The organism is Microtetraspora glauca, assembly GCF_040656155.1.
Taxonomy (GTDB): domain Bacteria; phylum Actinomycetota; class Actinomycetes; order Streptosporangiales; family Streptosporangiaceae; genus Microtetraspora; species Microtetraspora glauca.
This window is the reverse complement of sequence record NZ_JBFALK010000009.1, coordinates 255,709-272,788: the sequence shown is the minus strand read 5'-3', so window position 1 is coordinate 272,788 and position 17,080 is coordinate 255,709. Positions and strand designations below refer to the sequence as shown.

Annotated in this window: 13 protein-coding genes; 5 read left to right on the top strand and 8 right to left on the bottom strand. The window is 72.1% G+C overall.

The window, feature by feature from the left end; all coding sequences use genetic code 11:
- Positions 1-27 precede the first annotated feature (27 nt).
- On the top strand, positions 28-2,913 hold the full coding sequence (locus AB0I59_RS18705) for an AfsR/SARP family transcriptional regulator (RefSeq protein WP_061255715.1): 2,886 nt from the start codon (positions 28-30) through the stop codon (positions 2,911-2,913).
- 100 nt (positions 2,914-3,013) lie between these two features.
- Positions 3,014-3,376 carry a DUF5335 family protein gene (locus AB0I59_RS18700; RefSeq protein WP_061255714.1) on the top strand — a complete coding sequence of 121 codons (363 nt, stop codon included), beginning with the start codon at positions 3,014-3,016 and terminating at the stop codon, positions 3,374-3,376.
- A 41-nt stretch (positions 3,377-3,417) separates the two neighbouring features.
- On the opposite strand, the gene AB0I59_RS18695 is transcribed toward AB0I59_RS18700, so the two are convergent.
- Both AB0I59_RS18695 and AB0I59_RS18690 read right to left on the bottom strand, forming a co-directional pair.
- A complete protein-coding gene (locus AB0I59_RS18695) occupies positions 3,418-3,771 on the bottom strand; it encodes an STAS domain-containing protein (protein ID WP_061255713.1) in 354 nt (117 codons plus the stop codon).
- Positions 3,772-3,899: 128 nt separating this feature from the next.
- On the bottom strand, positions 3,900-6,185 hold the full coding sequence (locus AB0I59_RS18690; RefSeq protein ID WP_061255712.1) for a heavy metal translocating P-type ATPase: 2,286 nt from the start codon (positions 6,183-6,185) through the stop codon (positions 3,900-3,902).
- A 299-nt stretch (positions 6,186-6,484) separates the two neighbouring features.
- Between AB0I59_RS18690 and AB0I59_RS18685 the strand changes: the two genes are divergently transcribed.
- A complete protein-coding gene (locus tag AB0I59_RS18685) occupies positions 6,485-7,237 on the top strand; it encodes an HAD family hydrolase (RefSeq protein ID WP_228646804.1) in 753 nt (250 codons plus the stop codon).
- Positions 7,238-7,379: 142 nt separating this feature from the next.
- Complete coding sequence (locus tag AB0I59_RS18680; RefSeq protein WP_061255711.1) at positions 7,380-8,408, top strand: ROK family protein; 1,029 nt, start codon at positions 7,380-7,382, stop codon at positions 8,406-8,408.
- Between the two features lie 105 nt (positions 8,409-8,513).
- Here the strand turns inward: AB0I59_RS18680 and AB0I59_RS18675 are convergent, their stop codons facing one another.
- From AB0I59_RS18675 to AB0I59_RS18650, 6 genes are all read right to left on the bottom strand, one after another.
- The gene (locus AB0I59_RS18675; RefSeq protein WP_358134223.1) at positions 8,514-9,332 is read right to left on the bottom strand and encodes a polysaccharide deacetylase family protein; all 819 of its coding nucleotides are present in this window, start codon (positions 9,330-9,332) and stop codon (positions 8,514-8,516) included.
- A complete protein-coding gene (locus AB0I59_RS18670; RefSeq protein WP_358134220.1) occupies positions 9,329-10,585 on the bottom strand; it encodes a YncE family protein in 1,257 nt (418 codons plus the stop codon). Before AB0I59_RS18670 ends, AB0I59_RS18675 begins: the two co-directional genes overlap by 4 nt.
- Positions 10,586-10,776: 191 nt before the next feature.
- Complete coding sequence (locus AB0I59_RS18665) at positions 10,777-11,316, bottom strand: FxsA family protein (RefSeq protein WP_358134217.1); 540 nt, start codon at positions 11,314-11,316, stop codon at positions 10,777-10,779.
- Positions 11,317-11,438: 122 nt separating this feature from the next.
- Complete coding sequence (locus tag AB0I59_RS18660; RefSeq protein ID WP_061255710.1) at positions 11,439-12,215, bottom strand: polyprenol monophosphomannose synthase; 777 nt, start codon at positions 12,213-12,215, stop codon at positions 11,439-11,441.
- Positions 12,212-13,849 (bottom strand): apolipoprotein N-acyltransferase, encoded by a 1,638-nt coding sequence (gene lnt / locus AB0I59_RS18655; protein ID WP_358134215.1) that lies wholly within the window; start codon positions 13,847-13,849, stop codon positions 12,212-12,214. The genes AB0I59_RS18660 and lnt overlap by 4 nt, the downstream gene beginning before the upstream one ends.
- Positions 13,850-14,535: 686 nt before the next feature.
- Positions 14,536-16,782, bottom strand: a complete 2,247-nt coding sequence (locus AB0I59_RS18650; RefSeq protein WP_061255709.1) for a HelD family protein — start codon at positions 16,780-16,782, stop codon at positions 14,536-14,538.
- Between the two features lie 11 nt (positions 16,783-16,793).
- Between AB0I59_RS18650 and AB0I59_RS18645 the strand changes: the two genes are divergently transcribed.
- Complete coding sequence (locus AB0I59_RS18645) at positions 16,794-17,003, top strand: hypothetical protein (protein ID WP_061255708.1); 210 nt, start codon at positions 16,794-16,796, stop codon at positions 17,001-17,003.
- Positions 17,004-17,080 lie beyond the last annotated feature (77 nt).

The window sequence follows — 17,080 nt, the reverse complement described above, 5'->3', positions numbered from 1 at the left end:
TACTTTTCCGTTCTCGGCCCGTTGACGGTGACGCGAGCGGGCTCGGAACTCGATCTCGGGGGGACACGGGTCAAGGCGCTGCTCGCGACTTTGCTCATCGCGCAGGGGAGGGTCGTCACCGTCGACCGGATCGTCGAGGCGATCTGGGACGGGCGCTCTCCCGGATCCGCGGTGGGCACCCTCCACTCCTACGTCACCAAGCTGCGCCGCACGATCGAGCCGGATCGGCCGCCCCGCGCGGCGCACGGGTTCGTGGACCGGCAGGGGCCCGGTTACGTGCTTCGTGTACGGCCCGAGTCGGTGGACGCGGAGCGGTTCACCGCGCTCGCCGAACGCGGCGCCCGCCTGCTGAACGACGATCCCATCCACGCGGCGGAGCACCTGTCGGCCGCGCTCTCCCTTTGGCGCGGCCCCGCCTACGCCGACCTGCGGAACAGCGAGGTGGCGGCGGCCGAGATCGCCCGCCTGGAGAGCACCAGGCTCGACGCCCGCCAGGACCACGCGGCGGCCCGGCTCGCCATGGGCGCGGACGCATCGGCCCTCAGCGATCTCGAGGCGCTGGTCCGCGAGCACCCCCTGGCCGAGCGCGCCTGGGAGCTCCTCGCGCTCGCCCTCTACCGGAGCGGGCGGCAGGGTGACGCGCTGGCGGCGCTGCGCTCGGCCCGCGACCATCTGCTTGAGGAGCTGGGCGTCGATCCGGGACCGGGGCTGCGCGCCATGGAGACCGCGATCCTGAAACAGGACCCGGAGCTGGACGGGCCCGCGTCGCGGCTGGGGGCCCAGCCCAACGGGGACCAGCCGGGCACGGCCGCCCCCGCCTCCTCCACCGCCTCGCCCGCCCCCGCGACGGCACCCCATATCCCACGGATCCCCTCCTCCTCCGCGGCGGTCTCGTCGATCCCGGTTCCGCTGACCAGGCTGATCGGCCGCGACGGTGACGTGGCGGCGATCAGGGAGCTGCTGGAGTCCCATCGGCTCGTGACGATCAGCGGGCCCGGCGGGTCCGGCAAGACGCGCGCGGCGTTCGAGGCGGCCAGGGGCCACGGCGCGGGCGAGGGTCCGTGGGCCGTGCTGCTCGCCGACCTGACCGACCCGGAGCTCCTGCCCGACGTCATCGGCGCGGCCATGGGCGCGTCGTTCGTGCGGGGCACCGCGGAGCTGGCCACCGCGATCGGCGACCGCGAGATCCTCCTCGTCCTCGACAACTGCGAGCACCTGGTGGGAGATGTCGCCGCCCTCACGGAGGAGCTGCTGTCGCGCTGTCCGCGCCTGCGGCTGCTGGCCACGAGCCGGGAGGCCCTCGCGATCACGGGAGAGGTCACCTGGGAGATACCCCCGCTGGACGCGGACGGCGCCGGCGTCGAGCTGTTCGTCGAGCGCGCCCTCGCCCTGCGACCCGGCTGGCGGCCCCGCCGCTCGGAGCGGGAGATCGTGTCGGGGATCTGCCGTGCCCTCGACGGGCTCCCACTGGCGATCGAACTGGCCGCCGCGCAGACCCGGATCCTGTCGCTGGAGCAGATCGCCGACGGCCTCGCCGACGGTTTCGACCTGCTCTCCACGGGATCCCGTACGGCCCCGGCACGACACCGCGACCTGGAGGCGGTGATCGAGTCGAGTGTCCGCCTCCTCACCGAGGGCGAACGGGAACTCCTGGCCCGTCTCGCCCTGTTCGAGGGAGGCTTCGACCTGGAGGCGGCCCAGTGGCTGACCGACCAGCCGCGCGTGCTGCCGAGCCTGAGCGCCCTGGTCGCCAAGTCGCTGGTCGCGGCCGAGGCCACGGGCTCCCCCCGGCGCTACCGGATCCTGGAGACGATCAGACGGTACGCGGAGCGCCTGCTGACCGGCGACGAACGGCGCCGCTGGGCGGACCGGCACGTCGCCTGGGCGAACGAGCTGGCCGAAACCGCGAACCGGCGGCTGAGGTCGTTCGACGCCGACGTCTGGATGCGCCGGCTCCAGCACGAGCAGGCCAACATGCGCGCGGCGCTGGGCCACGCCATGGCGACGGGCGACGTCGACTCCGCGCTGCGGCTCGCCTGCGCCCTGTCCTGGTACTGGTACCGCACCGGACACGGGCACGAGGGCATCGGATGGCTGACCAGGGCGCTCGACGCCGCCGGGGCCGACCATCCGGGGCGCGGGCAGGCGCTGGTGGGCCGGGCCATGCTGCGCTACCTCGTGGGCGACGCCTTCGGCGGCAACGAGGACGTCGTCCAGGCGTCGGAGGAGGGGGAGCGGACGGGCGAGATCGAGGTCGTCGCCCGCGCCCTGCCGTACCGGGCCTATTTCCAGCAGCTCACCGGCAACCCGGGGCGGTCGCAGGAACTGATCCAGGAAGCGGCCCGGCTGATCCCGAGCGTCGGCCTGCCGTGGATCGAGGCGGAGATGATGATGATCCGCGGCCAGATCACCAGGGCGACGGGGGACTTCCGGCTCGCCGCCGCCCAGCTCATCCAGGCCGCGGACATCGCCGACCTGTGCGGGCACGACTGGGCGTCCGTCTCGTCGTGGTGGATCGCCGCCAAGGTGTCCATGGACCTGGGCGACGCGGAGCGGGCGATCCGCCAGGCGGCGCACGCCGTCGTCCAGCTCGACCGGAGACTGGACGTCACCAGCTGGCTCGCGGGCGTGCACGTGCTGGCCGGAGCGCTCGGCATGGCGGGACAGCCGATGGAGGGCGCGGTGCTGCTCGGCGCGGTGGAGGCCATCGGCGGCCGGGTCGGCTACTCCCCCGCGGCCATGGACCCGGTGGACGGCCCGCGCAACGTCGCCGCCGTACGCTCCGCCCTGCCAGAGGAGACCTATGCGGACGCGGTCGCCATGGGCGCGAGCCTGAGCCGCGACGACGTCACCGCGACGGCCAGACGCCTGATCCACACCAGCCCGGGGGACGACGCGGTGTACCGGCGGTGATCCGCGTGGACCATTCGTGACCGAGTCCTACCCGATCGGGTGATGTGACGGCTCCGAGGCGTGATCAGCATGAAGTGAGGCGAGCCGAAGGAGCCAGGAGATGACCGAGCAGCGAGCCGAGCTTCCCCGCGCGCAATGGCACAGCTTCTTCGAGATGCTGACCAAGGACTATGAGGGTGCCGACGTCACCGTCGAGGTGTTGGACCGCGCGTTCGGGGACCAGTTGGAGGCCGCGAAGCTCCCGCTCGCCTACCTGGAGTACGACGAGAAGGACGACTGCTTCTCCGTCGGCCTGGGCGGGCGTGACAGCAAGTATCCGGTGGTGCTGCGGCATGCCGTCACGCGGCCGCGGCGGATCCTCACGACGTCGTCGATTCCGGGGACGCCGTGGGCGCTGGACATAGAGGACGAGGACGGGACGCAGACGCTGGTGACCCTCCACCTCCGGCCCGAGATCCGGTGAGCCGGGCCGTCCGGTGAGCCGGGCCGTCCGGTGAGCCGGTGCTACTCGCCGACAGCGTGGCTGAGCGCGGCGGCGAGCGTGGGATAGATGTTCATCCTGACGGTGAGACCGAGGATGGTGAAAAGGTGCTGGATGTGCGGGCTCAGCCCGCACACCGTCACGCCCCCGCCGGAGCCGCGGGTGCGCGTGTAGCAGTCGAGGATGACCCGGATGCCGGAACTGTCGATGAACCGCAGCGCGGTCAAGTCGAAGAGCAGCTGACACGACGGTTCCCTGTCGAGGGTCCGCTCCACCTGCTCGCGGAGCTCGGGCTCGGTCAGCACGTCGAGTTCACCGATCACGCTCACGACCGTGAACGGCGGGTGCGGCGAGACCGACACACGGAAGTCACGCACGCTCTCCACCTCCCAAGGTGAAGGACCCGGCCCGTTGGCAATTGTACGACCCGGCCGCCCAGAAGATGATCATGCTCTGCGCCCCGGCCGGACCCCGCGCCCGGCCGCGCCGTCGCCACGGGGCGGCCTCACTCGCGGGAGCTCGTCGCGAGGGAGAAGTACGCCTCCTCCTCCTGGGCGAAGTGCAGGGTCAGCACGGCGTACAGGCCGTACAGGCAGGCCCGCAGGTCGTCGAGCTGCCCCGGACGCGGGCCGTCGGGCTCCGCGAGCTCGATGTGCCGGCCGAGCCGGGTGACCAGCCGGTCGATCTCGGCGTGCGCCCTGCTCATCGTCACCGTCGCCTCTGGGTCGCCGAGCAGGTCGCCCATCGCCGGATAGAGCCGCTCCTCCTCCTCGTGCTCGTGGGGCAGCAGTTCCTGGGTGAGGAAGTCGTGAACCCGCCGCAGCCGGGCGAGGGTGTCCGGCGCCGGAGGTGAGGAGAGCTCGTCGGCGACGTCCCTGATCATCTCCAGGGGAGGGCGCAGTTCGGCGTGCTCGCTCTCGAACCGGCGGAGCAGGGCGTCCGTGCGGCCGTCCACCCGCCGCCGCGCGCCGAGGCCGGGGGTGAGCGCCCGGAGCGCGTTCAGGATGACGGCCACGTCGATGCCCTCCTGGAGCAGGGCGCCGCCCGCCGGGGGCAGGTATCCCAGCGCGGCCACGACCATGGCGGCCAGGGACAGCCCGATGCCCACGCCCGCGCTCTGCACGGCGATGCGCCGCGACCGGCGGGCGACGTCCATCGCGTCGGCCAGCCGGTCGATCCGGTCGGTGGTGAGCACCACGTCGGCGGCCTGCGCCGAGGCGCCGGAGCCGCGCGCGCCCATCGCCACGCCGACGTCGGCGGCGGCCAGCGCGGGCGCGTCGTTGATGCCGTCGCCGACCATCGCGGTCGTGGCCCGCCGCACCTCGTCCCTGACCCCCTCCACCTTGCCGGCCGGGCTGCGCTCGGCGAGCACCTGGTCCACCCCCAGCACCGTGGCGACGCTCTCCGCGACCTCGGCCCGGTCCCCGGTGAGCATCACCACCCGGTCGATCCCGGCCGTGCGCAGCCGCCGCAGCGTGCGCCCGGCGTCGCCGCGCACCTGATCCCGCAGCAGGATCACACCGGCGACCCGGTCGTCCACGGTCACCCAGACGGTCATCGCCCCGTCGAGCGCGGCTCTGGCCCGCTGGGCGTCCTCCCAGGGGGAGCGTGACGCCGTGCGCGCCTTCCCGACGCGGATCTTGCTTCCCTCGACGAGCGCCGTCGTGCCCGAGCCCGGCTCCTCCCGCACGTCGCCGGGCGCGGGCAGGGCGAGGCCCCTCTCTCGGGCCGTACGGACGATCGCCGCGGCCAGCACATGCGACGACATCTGGTCCACGGCGGCCGCCAGCCGCAGAACCTCGTCGCGGTCCCGGCCGGGGGCGGGAACGATGTCCACCACCTGCGGCCGGCCGACGGTGAGCGTCCCGGTCTTGTCCAGCACCAGCGTGCGCGCCCGGCCGAGGGTCTCCAGCGCGCCGCCGCCCTTCACCACCACACCGTGCCGTGCCGTACGGGACAGGCCGGAGGCGATGGCGGCGGGAGCGGCGAGCAGCAGCGGGCAGGGGGTCGCCACGACCAGCACGGCGACCGCGCGGACCGGCTCACCGGAGACCAGCCAGGCCAGCCCGGCGACCAGGAGCGTCGCGGGCAGGAACCAGGCCGCGAACCGGTCGGCGAGGCGCACGATGGGGGCGCTGTCCGCCTCCGTCTCGCGGGCCAGCCGCACCACGCCCGCGTAGGTGCTCTCGGCCGCGGTCACCGTCGCGCACATGTCGAAGGCCGCGCCCGCGTTGACGACGCCGCTGGGCACGCTCTCGCCCTCGGAGTGCTCCACCGGCAGCGACTCCCCGGTCAACGCCGACTCGTCGAGCAGCGCGACGCCCCGCCGCACCACGCCGTCCACCGGAACCGTCTCGCCGCTCGGGACGAGCAGCAGGTCGCCGAGCCGTACGTCGTCCACGGGGACGACGTACGGCGTGCCGTCGTCGTAGCGGCGTGCCGTACGCGGCGCGCGCTCGTACAGGGCCGTCAGGTCACGGCGCGCCCGGCGCAGCGCGTAGTCGTCCAGGACCTGGCCGGTCGAGAGCATCACACCGATCAGCGCACCCGCCAGGTACTCCCGCACGGCGAGGGAACCGGCCAGGGCGAGCACGGCGATCGCGTCCACGCCGAACCTGCCGTGCCGCAGCGCCGAGATCACCCACCAGGCGGCGGGGAACAGGGCGGCTACGGTCCCCACAGTCCACGCCACGTCGGCCGCGCCGACCGCGCCGAACAGGTACAAGGCGCCGCCCGCGAACAACGCGCCGATCGTCACGACGAGCAGTGCGATGAGGCCGAACCGTCTCACGTCCGTCCCCTCCTCCGAGGTGAATGCCCCTCCCCCTACTCTGGACCCTCTGTCCGGAGCCGCCGCGACGGCCCGGGACCTGGGCGGTGCGCCTCCGCCCCCGCGGTGCCGTACGCCGGGGACATTGGGCCCGCCGATCACGGACCTTCGGCCTTTCCCCCGGGTCTCCCGAGATGGTGGGGTGGTTCCAGGCCGCCATGGAGCCGTCCCTCATGATGGAACGGTCCGGTGGTGCCCATCCGAACCGGAACGGAGAGGCTCGTGTTCACTCCAACGTCCAGCACGGAAAGGGCGGCGCCATGGCGGCCATCGATCTGACCTCGTTCAACGCGGCGATCCTCGACACGGACGGCGTGGTCACCGACACCGCGCGCGTGCACGCCGCGGCCTGGAAGCACGTGTTCGACACGTTCCTGCACGGCCGCTCGGAGCCGTTCGACATCCGCGACGACTACCTGCGCCACGTGGACGGGCGGCCACGGCTCGACGGCATCCGCACGTTCCTGGCCTCCCGCGGCCTCAGCCTGCCCGAGGACGGCCCGCCCGGCACCGCCAGCGTCCGCTCGCTGGCCGAGGAGAAGGACGCGCTCTTCACCGCGCATCTGCGGCGGCACGGCGTCGCGGCCCACCCCGGAAGCGTGGCCCTGCTCCGCGAGCTGCGGCGGCGTGGCGTGCGCATCGCCGCCGTCTCCGCGAGCAGGCACTGCCGCCGGATCCTCACCTCGGCGGCGGTCGGCCACCTGTTCGACCAGCTGGTGGACGGCGACGACGCCGGACGGCTCGGGCTTCCCGGACGGCCCGACCCCGCGATGTTCCTGGAGGCCGCCCGCCGCCTCGGCGTCCCACCGGAACGGACGATCGTGGTGGAGGACACGCTTCCCGGCCTTGAGGCGGCACGGCGGGGCGGTTTCGGACTGATCGTCGGCGTGGACCGGGGCGGAGCGCGGGATACGCCGTCCGGCACCGGGACCGGTTTCGCCATGGCGGATCTCCTCGTCTCCGACCTCGACGAGGTGTCGGTGACCGGCCGGGTGCCCGTGACCGCACGCTGACCCGCGCGCCGGTCTCGATGCCGGTCGCCACGCCCGCCGTCCCGGGGACCGGTCGGCGATTCGGGTCCGTACGGCAGGTGCCTCCGGGGCGGTTCTCGCAATAGTCTTCGCACTGACAAGCGAGGGCAAAGGAATCTCCCGCATGGCACATGCAGACTCGTGGGTCGTCGTCGGACTCGACAACGGCGGCACCAGCAACAACGCGACCGTGCTCGACGCCTCCGGCCGCTTCCTGGTGGATCGGATGGCGGAGACGCCGAGCCTGGTGCGCGAGGGACCCGAGGTGGCGGTCGAGCAGCTGGCCCATGCCATGGAGAACGTGCTCCAGCTGACCGGGATCACCCGCTCCCAGGTGCGCGCCGTCGGCCTGGACACTCCGGGCCCGGCCAGCGCGGACGGCGTCATCTCGACGAAGGGCGCGACCAACTTCTCCGAGCCCGCCTGGCACGGCTTCGACTTCCGGGGGGCGCTGGAAGCCCATCTGGACCTTCCGGTCGTCTACAACAACGACGGCAACGCCGCCGCCCTCTACGCCCATCACGTACGCTTCGGGGCCCGCGAGTGGGAGTACTCCTCGATCTCCGCGATCGTCGGCACGGGGCTCGGCGGCGGCATCATCGAGGAGGGGCGGGTGGTCAAGGGGGCCGCCGGGATGGCGGGCGAGCTGGGGCACGTCCACATCCCGCTGCACGGCCTGCTGGAGGAGGGGCAGCCGCTGCCGGAGTGCAACTGCGGATTCACCGGCGACGCCGAGAGCGTGGCGTCCCTGACCGGCATCGAGAAGAACCTGCTGCCCTACTGGCTGACCCGGTTCCCCGACCATGAGCTGGCCTCCGTCGAGCCCATCGGGAAGGCCGCCAAGCTGCTGCGCGGCTACGGCGAGACCGGCGACCCGCTCGCCCTCAAGGTCTTCGAGCAGCAGGCCATGGCGATCGGCCGGCTCTTCACGATCGCGGCCAACTTCACCGATCCCAGCGCGTACTTCCTGGGCGGCGGGGTGGTCGAGGCGGCGCCGCACTTCCGTGAGTGGTTCCTGGAGAAGGTGCGCGAGCACACCCTCCTGCGTGAGGAGCAGCGGCGGGTCGCGACCGTGTCACTGGTGGACGACCTTGACATGGCGGGCGCCCGGGGCGCGGCACTGGCCGCCCTCGCCGAGAGCGTCGGCCGTTGACCGGCCGGCGCCCGCCCTCGGCGCCGGCCGGACATCGATGAACGTTTCACCAGCGGGCCGGTACCCCGGTCGTGGACGCGAGCCGGACGGCCGAGGGTCCCCGGCTCAGCGACGCAGGAGCTCGGTCGCGGTCACCGCGCGCAGGTTCCGGGACCGCAGCCCGTCCAGGATCCGGGGAAGTGCCGTCACCGTCCCCGGATGCCCGAGGTGCATGCTCACGACGGAGCCGGGCCGTACGGCGCGCAGGACGCCTGCGACGACGGCGTCCGGCCCCGGATCGGTGTGGTCGAGCGAGTCGACGTCGTAGGACAGGCACGTGGGATAGCCCGCCTGGGCGCTGAGCCTCCGCACGAGCGGCGTGGCGGTGCGGGACGCCGACGGCCGGAACCACGAGCCGATCGACCCGGTCAGGGCCCGCAGCCGGGCCGCGCACTCCTCGATCTCTCTCCGCGCGGAGGCGGCGTCCAGCGACGAGATGTCGAGATGGTTCTGTGTGTGGTTGCCGAGATCGTGGCCGCCGTCCAGGACCCGCCGGGCCATCGCCGGATAGCGGTCGAGCCAGGTGCCCACGGCGAGCACGGTGGCGTGCCCGCCCGCCTTCTCGATCGCCCTGAGCGCCTCCTCCGCGAGCTTCGGCGGGCCGGAGCCGTGGAAGGTCAGGGACACCACGGGATCATCGCGGCGGCCGTGGGCCACCTCCGCGGGCAACCGGGGGACGGCACGGGCCGACGAGCCGGGCGAGCCGCCACGCGCGGCGGCGGCGCGGCGGCCGCCGTCACCGGTTCCCGCGCGGGTGCCGTCACGGGGGTCGGAGCAGGCGGAGGCGACGGCCAGCGCACCAGCCACGAAGAGCAGGCGGCGCCGCAGCCGTGGAAGGCCCGAAGGCGGGACCTCCCCGGACGCCTCCGGTCCCTCTGAGGTCACCGGAAGATCCCGGTGTGACCGAGCGAGTAGCGGCCCGGCTGGGGATACACGCACAGGCCGTGCGGCCCCGATCCGACCTTGATCCGGTGCGTCAGCTCACCGGACACCGTGGAGAAGACGTAGACCTCGCTGTTGTAGCGCCCGGACAACCACAGCTCGCGGCCGTCGGCGGTCAGCCCGCCCATGTCCGGCGAGCCGCCTCCGGGGATGTACCAGGTCGCGATCGGCTTGCCCTCCTTGAACGACACGACCGACACGGATCCGGCGGCCCGGTTGGAGACATAGAGCACGCGCGAGTCCCTGCTGACGTACAGGCCGTGCGCCCCGGCCCCGGTGGGCATGAACCGGATGACCTTGAAGGTGGCCGCGTCCACCAGCCAGACCCCGCCCCTCGACATGTCGGCCACATAGAAGGTCGTGCCGTCCGGTGACAGCTTGACGTCCTGCGGCATGGTCATGGAGCCCAGGGCGATCGTCTTGAGCACCTTCCGCCGCTGCCAGTCGATGACGACGAGGTCGCCGGAGAACTCGCAGCTCGCGAGGAAGACGGATCCGTCCGCGGTGAAGTCGGCGTGGTTGATCCCCCGGCAGGGCACCGGCATGGAGTGCAACAGCCGCATGGACCGCGGGTCGCGGAAATCGAGTTCGTTGTTCCGCTCGGCCATCACCAGGGCCGTCGTGCCGTCGGGCGTGAAGTACAGGTTGTACGGGTCCTCGACCGGGATGGACCGGCCGGGCTTGCCGGTCTTCGGATCGATCGGGGTGAGCGTGTTGCCGATGTTGTTGTTGACCCACAGCTTCTTCATGTCCCATGACGGCACCACGTGCTGCGGCAGGCGGTCGGTCCTGAACCGGTCGACCACCTTGTACGTCGCGGGGTCGATGACGTGGACGCTGTTGCTCTCGCTGTTGGGCACGTACACGCGGGACGGGAAACCTCTGACCGCGGGGCTGAGCATCCCCGGCCGGTCGGCGGCGTAGATGTCACGCTCGGCCCCGCCCCGCTTCGGATCCGCCTGCGTGGACGAGCGCGCGGTCGTGGTCCCGGACGCGGTCGTGGACGCGCTGGGCGTGGGCGATGCCGCGACGGCGCCGCGTTCCGCGGCGGGGCTGGTCGTGGCACCGTGAGGAGCCGAGCCGCATCCGGCGAGGACCGCCCCGAGAAGAACCAGGGTGACCGAACGGAGACGCCCCGGGCCGACGTCCCTACTGAAGCCCGTACCTGCTCGCCACAAGGGGTCGGCCGCCGTCATGACGGCCCGTGGAGTCGCTGCGCCATGCGCCCAGGCTAGGGAGCGAGCCCTCCTCCGCCGGTGAGCGTGCGGTTCGGGGAGGGTCCATGCGCTACTGGGATCATTCGCCGCCTCCGCCGCGGATCCGGCCGGGGGCTCCCTCGGTCACCCGCGAGCCGCCGACCGTGATTCGGCAGGGGACCCGCCGTCGATCAGGGGCTCTGCCGGGGGTCCTGGCGCCGCACGACGATCTGCCCCTCGACGACCTCGTCGTCCTGGATCACCTCGCCGTGGACGACCCGGCCCGCACTGCCGGGACCTCCCGGAGCACCGGGACCGCCCGCGCGGTCGAACAGCGGGCCGTACGGCGAGCGGGCCGCCATGGCGCTCACACGGCGGCCGAAGAACCACGCGAGAGCGCGTCGCGCGATCGGCCGGGTGACCGGCAGGGCGAGGAAGATCCCGGCGATGTCGCTGAGGAAGCCCGGGACCAGCAGCAGGGCACCACCGGCCATCACCATGGCGGAGTCGCCCAGCTCGCGCTCCGGCATGCGGCCCGACTGAAGGGCGGTCTGCAGCCCCGCCCAGGCCCGGCGCCCCTCTCTGCGCATCAGCCACCCACCGAGCACGGCGGCGGCCAGCAGCAGCACGACCGTGGCCCCGCCGCCGATCGTCTGGCCGACCAGGATCAGCAGCCAGATCTCGATGACGGGAATGATCAGAAAAGCGAGGAACAGCCCAGCACGCGACATCACGACCTCCGTTAGGAGGAACGCCGCCATCGGCCCAGGCGGTTCCGGTATCGCTCAGAGCGAAAGCGCGCGGGCCGCCGATGATCGACCGGGAACCGGCCCGCCAAGGAGAGCGGCGCGGATCAGCCCTTCTTGCGGAAGCGGTCGGGCAGGCCGCCGACGCCCCAGACGGCGATCCGCCAGAACGCCTCGACCATGATGTTGCGGTTCATCTTGCTGGCGCCGGCCGTGCGCTCGACGAACGTGATCGGGACCTCGGCCACCCGCAGGCCCTGACGTACCGTGCGGAGGGTGAGGTCCACCTGGAAGCAGTATCCCTGCGACTCGACGTCGTTCAGGCCGACCTTCTCCAGGGTGGCGGCCCGGTAGGCGCGGAAGCCGGCGGTGGCGTCCCGTACGGGCATGCCGAGCATGAGGCGGCTGTAGGTGTTGGCGCCCCGGGACAGGAACTCGCGGGAGGCCGGCCAGTTGACGACCTTCCCGCCCGGCACCCAGCGGGAGCCGATCGCCAGATCGGCGCCCGCGGCCACCGCGTCGAGCAGTTTGTGCAGCTCCTCGGGCTGGTGGGAGCCGTCGGCGTCCATCTCCACCAGGACGTCGTACCCCTCGGCGAGGCCCCACTGGAACCCCGCGACATAGGCGGCGCCGAGCCCCTGCTTGCCCGGACGGTGCATGACGTGGACGTGGTCGTCCTTCTCCGCCAACTCGTCGGCGATCTTGCCGGTGCCGTCGGGGCTGTTGTCGTCGGCGATGAGCAGATGCACGTCCGGCAGCGCCGCACGCAGCCGCCCGACGATCATCGGCAGGTTCTCACACTCGTTGTAGGTGGGGACGATGACGAGCACCCGCCCGGAAGTCCGCTCCATCAGCTCTTCCTCCATGCCCAAGGGGTCGCTCACCGCTCCTCGCTCGCGTCGCCGATGCCTTCCGGCCGTACCGGGGGCACGGGCGGGACGTCCACGCCGCTCACGTTCCGGGTTCGCTTCCGTGAGATGACCGCCACAGCCGTCGCGCCGGCTCCCATCAGTATCAGCATCCACTCGGGAACCGCGCCCAGTTCCGTGGCAAGCGTGTCGCGTGTCCTGACGGGGACGGTCACGACGTTCATCGCGGGCTCCAACTCGCGGGTCTGCCACTCGACCGTGCCATCTGGGTCCACATATGCGGATATACCCGTCGTAGCGGTAGTGATCACACTCCGGTTGTGCTCGACGGCGCGCAATTTCGACATCGCGAGTTGCTGCGGCGGCAGGTTGGTCAGCGCGTAGCTGGCGTTGTTGGTCTGCACGACGAGCGGGCTGCCGCCCGCGACGACCGCGTCACGCACCGTCCCGTCGAAGGCGACCTCGTAGCAACCGATCGCGCCGATCGTGACAGGGCCCATCCGCAGCGCGCCGGGGCCGTCCCCCGGGATGGACTGGCGGCCGACCAGGTTGGCCCGCTCCGACAGCGCCAGGATGATCTCCTTGAACGGGGTGAACTCGCCGAACGGCACGAGGTTCCGCTTGTCGTAGTAGGCGCCGGGGCCGGTGACCGGGTCCCAGATGAGGCTCCGCGTCGCGCGGTTCTCGTCGCCGATCAGCGCGACGATGCCGGTGAGGACGGGTACGCCGACGTCCTTGACCGCCGAGTCGATGATGCCCCTGGCCAACTCGCTGCGGTACGGGTCGATGTCGCTGGAGTTCTCCGGCCAGACCACGATGTCGGGTTTGGGGAGCTTTCCCGCGCGTACGGCCTCGGCCAGGCGGTGGGTCTCGTTGGCGTGGTTCTGGAGCACGACGGCCGGCTCGTCGCCCAGGAAGTACATTCCCCGGCCGGGCACGTTGCCCTGGATGACCCCGATCTTCACTGTCCTGCCCTCGTCACCGGGCCGGGGCACCGCGAACCCCAGCAGGGGTACGGCTATCGCACCGAGAAGCGCGCCCGCAACGACGCGGGTCCACCGGATGCTCCGGACGAGCCGGATGAGCAGCAGGGACAGAAGCGTCCCGGACAGGACCACCGTGAAAGTTACAAGCGGCGCGCCGCCCAGCGCGGCGTAGCCGGTGTACGGCGAATCGCCCTGGCTGAACGCCAGCCGGGCCCACGGGAATCCCCCGAAGGGGACGACGCCGCGGGCCCATTCCTGGGTGACCCACAGGCAGGCCACCCAGAGCGGCCACAGACGCACGCGCATCACGAGGGTGGCCGCCACCCCGAGCACGGCCCAGAACACGCTCTCGATCGCCACCAGGGCCAGCCAGGTGTCATCACCGATCGGGCGCACCCATGACAACGTCGGCAACAGGAACGCCACCGCGCCGGCGTAGGCCAGCCAGGCCGCCCGGCGCGGGCGCGTGCCGTACAGCGCCAGGGTGAGCAGCGCGACGCCGATGGGGGCGCAGAACCACAGATCGATCGGCGGGAAGGCGAGGAAGAGCAGCAGCCCGCCCGCGACGGAGGCGGCGGCGCGGACGGCAGGGCGCGCGCCGGGCGCCGGCCGACCGGCACCGGAGGGGGCCGGCATCGCCTGCGGTTTCACTTCGGTTGCCACGGGGCGGTGTTCTCCTCGCCTTTGACGTCCTCCCACGGCCCGAAACCGGGGATCACAGCGCACGGCCTTCCGGCCGGGCCTGTTGGTTCACGGTTCACAGGCCGGGCAACCCCGAAGCCTCCCCGCGCAGACACGACACGCCCTGCCGCGTTTCGAGCAGAAAGCAGATGTGTACATTCCACTTGGCCATCGCGGAACACCCCGACCTTATCTGGTCGTACCGGCAGGCCGGGCAGGGCTTCACTCTCCGCGGGACGGGACCTCACCCCTCCGGCGAGGAAGCACGGTGACGGAAGGGGGCCCGGACAGACCCTTCGGACCGGATCCGTCCCGTCGGCGGCGGGCGCGGAGCTCCGTTGTCTACTGGGTATCCGGACCCCTCCCGGGTCCAACCCCCCGGCCGGCTGAGGTGCCCCGACTCGACGGAACGCCAGCGCTGCGCCTGGCTGTGCAGACGGAGTCCCCCTCCGTCACGGACGCAGAATCGGGCGAAGTCAGAAGACGGTCAACCGGTCAGTCCCGTGCTGGACTGCGCAGCAAACTACCGACCTCAGCGCAGATGTCAACCGTGCCCCGAACAGCGGAAACACCAAGTTTTCGCAGCTAGGACAGGCTGGATGTCCGTGATCGAGGCGGGACGTGTGGGCGATCTCGCTCATATTTCCACAGATCCCGACACTCCCGCATCACTCAGGACGCGGAACAAGGCTCCGCAGCGCCTCGGGCAGCCCCTCGGAGTGGATCACGCCGAGCCGTCGCGTCGCCCGGGTCAGCGCCACATAAAGATCGCTTGGTCCTCGCGGGGACTCCCGGAGAATCTCACCGGGCTCGACCACGATCACCGAGTCGAACTCCAGGCCCTTGGCGTCCGCGACGGTGAGCACGCACACCGGCGCGTCGAGCGCCGCGGGGCCGGGGCCCGCGGCCGCGCCCGGCACCCCGGCCACCAGCGCAGCTCCCAGATCCGCCTCACGCGCGTGCGGGACGATCACGGCCAGGCGACCGTCCGGGACGATCTCCTCCCTGATGACGGGCGGCAGGCCGGTCTCCGGGTCGGCGAGCCGCAGCGCCCACGGCCGCTCGCCCGTCTCGCGTACGGACTCCGGGGCCTTCAGGCCGGAGCCGACCAGGCCGAGCACGTCACCGGCCACGGACATGATCTCGGCCGGCGTGCGGTAGTTGACCGAGAGCCCCGCCTCGCGCCAGCGGCCCGCGACGTAGGGGTCGAGCACCCGGCCCCAGCTCGCCGCTCCGGCCGCCGATCCCGTCTGCGCGATGTCGCCCACCACGGTCATCGACCGGCTCGGGCAGCGCCGCATCACCGCGCGCCAGGCCATCGCGGACAGCTCCTGCGCCTCGTCGACGATCACGTGACCGAACGCCCAGGTGCGGTCCTTGGCGGCCCGTTCCGCGGTCGTCAGGTAGACCTCGTCGGCCTGCTGCCTTGCGGCGAACCGTTCGGCGTCCATGATGTCCGCCATGCCGGTCAGCTCCAGCACCTCGCGGGCGTAGGCGAGCCGCTCCTCGCGCTCCTCCTCGGCGCGCCGGGCCGCGCGCAGCACGCCCTCGTCGATGTCGCCGAGGAGCTCGGCCGCCTCGTCGAGGAGCGGCACGTCGGCCTCGCTCCACCAGTTCTCGCCCGGTCGCGGCGGTTCCCGGAGCAGCAGGTCGCGCTCGTCGGAGTCCAGCCCCGCGTAGGCCATCCGCTCCTTGGAGGTGTACAGCCCGATCAGGAGCTGCTGCGGCGTGAGGTAGGGCCACAGACGGTTGAGCGCCGTGCGCACGGGCGTCTCGGTCCGCAGATCCTCGCGCAGGTCGGCGAAGTCGTCGTCGTCGAGCATGCCGCGTCCGAGCTGCCTGGCCGCCTGCCTCGTCAGCGCGTTGAGCAGCTGCCGTACGAACACGGCCCGCGCCTGGTTGTGCGGCTTCTTCGACCGGACGGCACGCGACTTGGCCGCCTCGAAGGTCTGGCGGTCGAGCTTGAGCGTGAACTTGTCCAGGCGGATCTCGACCGGCTTGGACGGCACGCGCTGCCGGTCCCGTACGGCCTTCGCGATCACCTCGGCCATCCGGACGTCGCCCTTGACCGCGGCGGCCTCCTGCGGCTCCCAGCGGGTGGCCGTGAGGCCGGGGTACAGCTCGGCGACGGTGGACAGCAGCACGTCGGTCTCGCCCAGCGAGGGCAGGACCTGCTCGATGTAGCGCAGGAAGGTGAGGTTCGGGCCGATGATGAGGACGCCGCGCCGTTCCAACCGCTCGCGGTAGGTGTAGAGCAGGTAGGCGGCGCGGTGCAGGGCCACCACGGTCTTGCCGGTTCCCGGTCCTCCCTGGACGACGAGCACGCCGTTCAGGTCGCTGCGGATGATCGCGTCCTGCTCGGACTGGATGGTCGCGACGATGTCGCGCATGCGGCCGGTGCGCTTCTCGTCCAGCGCGGCGAGCAGGGCGGCCTCGCCGTTGAGCGAGGCGCGGTCGGCGTCGGACAGGCCGTCGAGGTCGAGGAGGTCGTCGTCGACGTTCGTGACGGTACGGCCCCGGGTCTGCAGGTGCCTGCGGCGGGTGACGCCCATCGGCGCGGCCGGGGTGGCGCGGTAGAACGGCTGGGCGACCGGCGCCCGCCAGTCGATCAGCAGCCGCTCCTGGTCGTCGTCCGCCAGGCCGATCCTGCCGATGTACAGCCGGCCGCCGTCGGTGTTGTCGAGGCGGCCGAAGCACAGGCCGTTCTCGACGGCCCACAACCTCGCCAGACGCTGCGCGTACATGCCGGCGAACGAGTCGCGCTCGGAACGGTTCTGGTGCGTGCCCGTGGCGCCCTGGGCGAGCACGTCGTCCAGTTGCCCGCGGGTACGCGCCCGCAGCACGTCGAGCCGCTCGTAGAGAGCGGCGACGTACGTCTGTTCCCGGGCCAGTTCGCCCGCCGATGAATGAGGCATAGGCCGCCCGATTGTACGTGCCCCTCGGCAGTGCCTCCATCTCCCCCTCGCCCGAGCTCCACGAGCATCGCCAGTCCGCGGTCGGCATCGTCCTCGCCGTCGGGGTCGCGACGGTGCTCTTCGACGTCCGCCTCCCGAGTGACCCCGTGCTCGCCTTCGGTGTGTTCGGACCGACAGGGAACCTCCCCGACGCCGTCGCCCGCCTCTTCCGCTGGCAGTAAGGCGGGGCCCCGGCGGTCCGGTCACGTCACGAGTCGGTTGCGGGGTGCGGCGACCCCTTGACGAGTTCGGAAGGTTT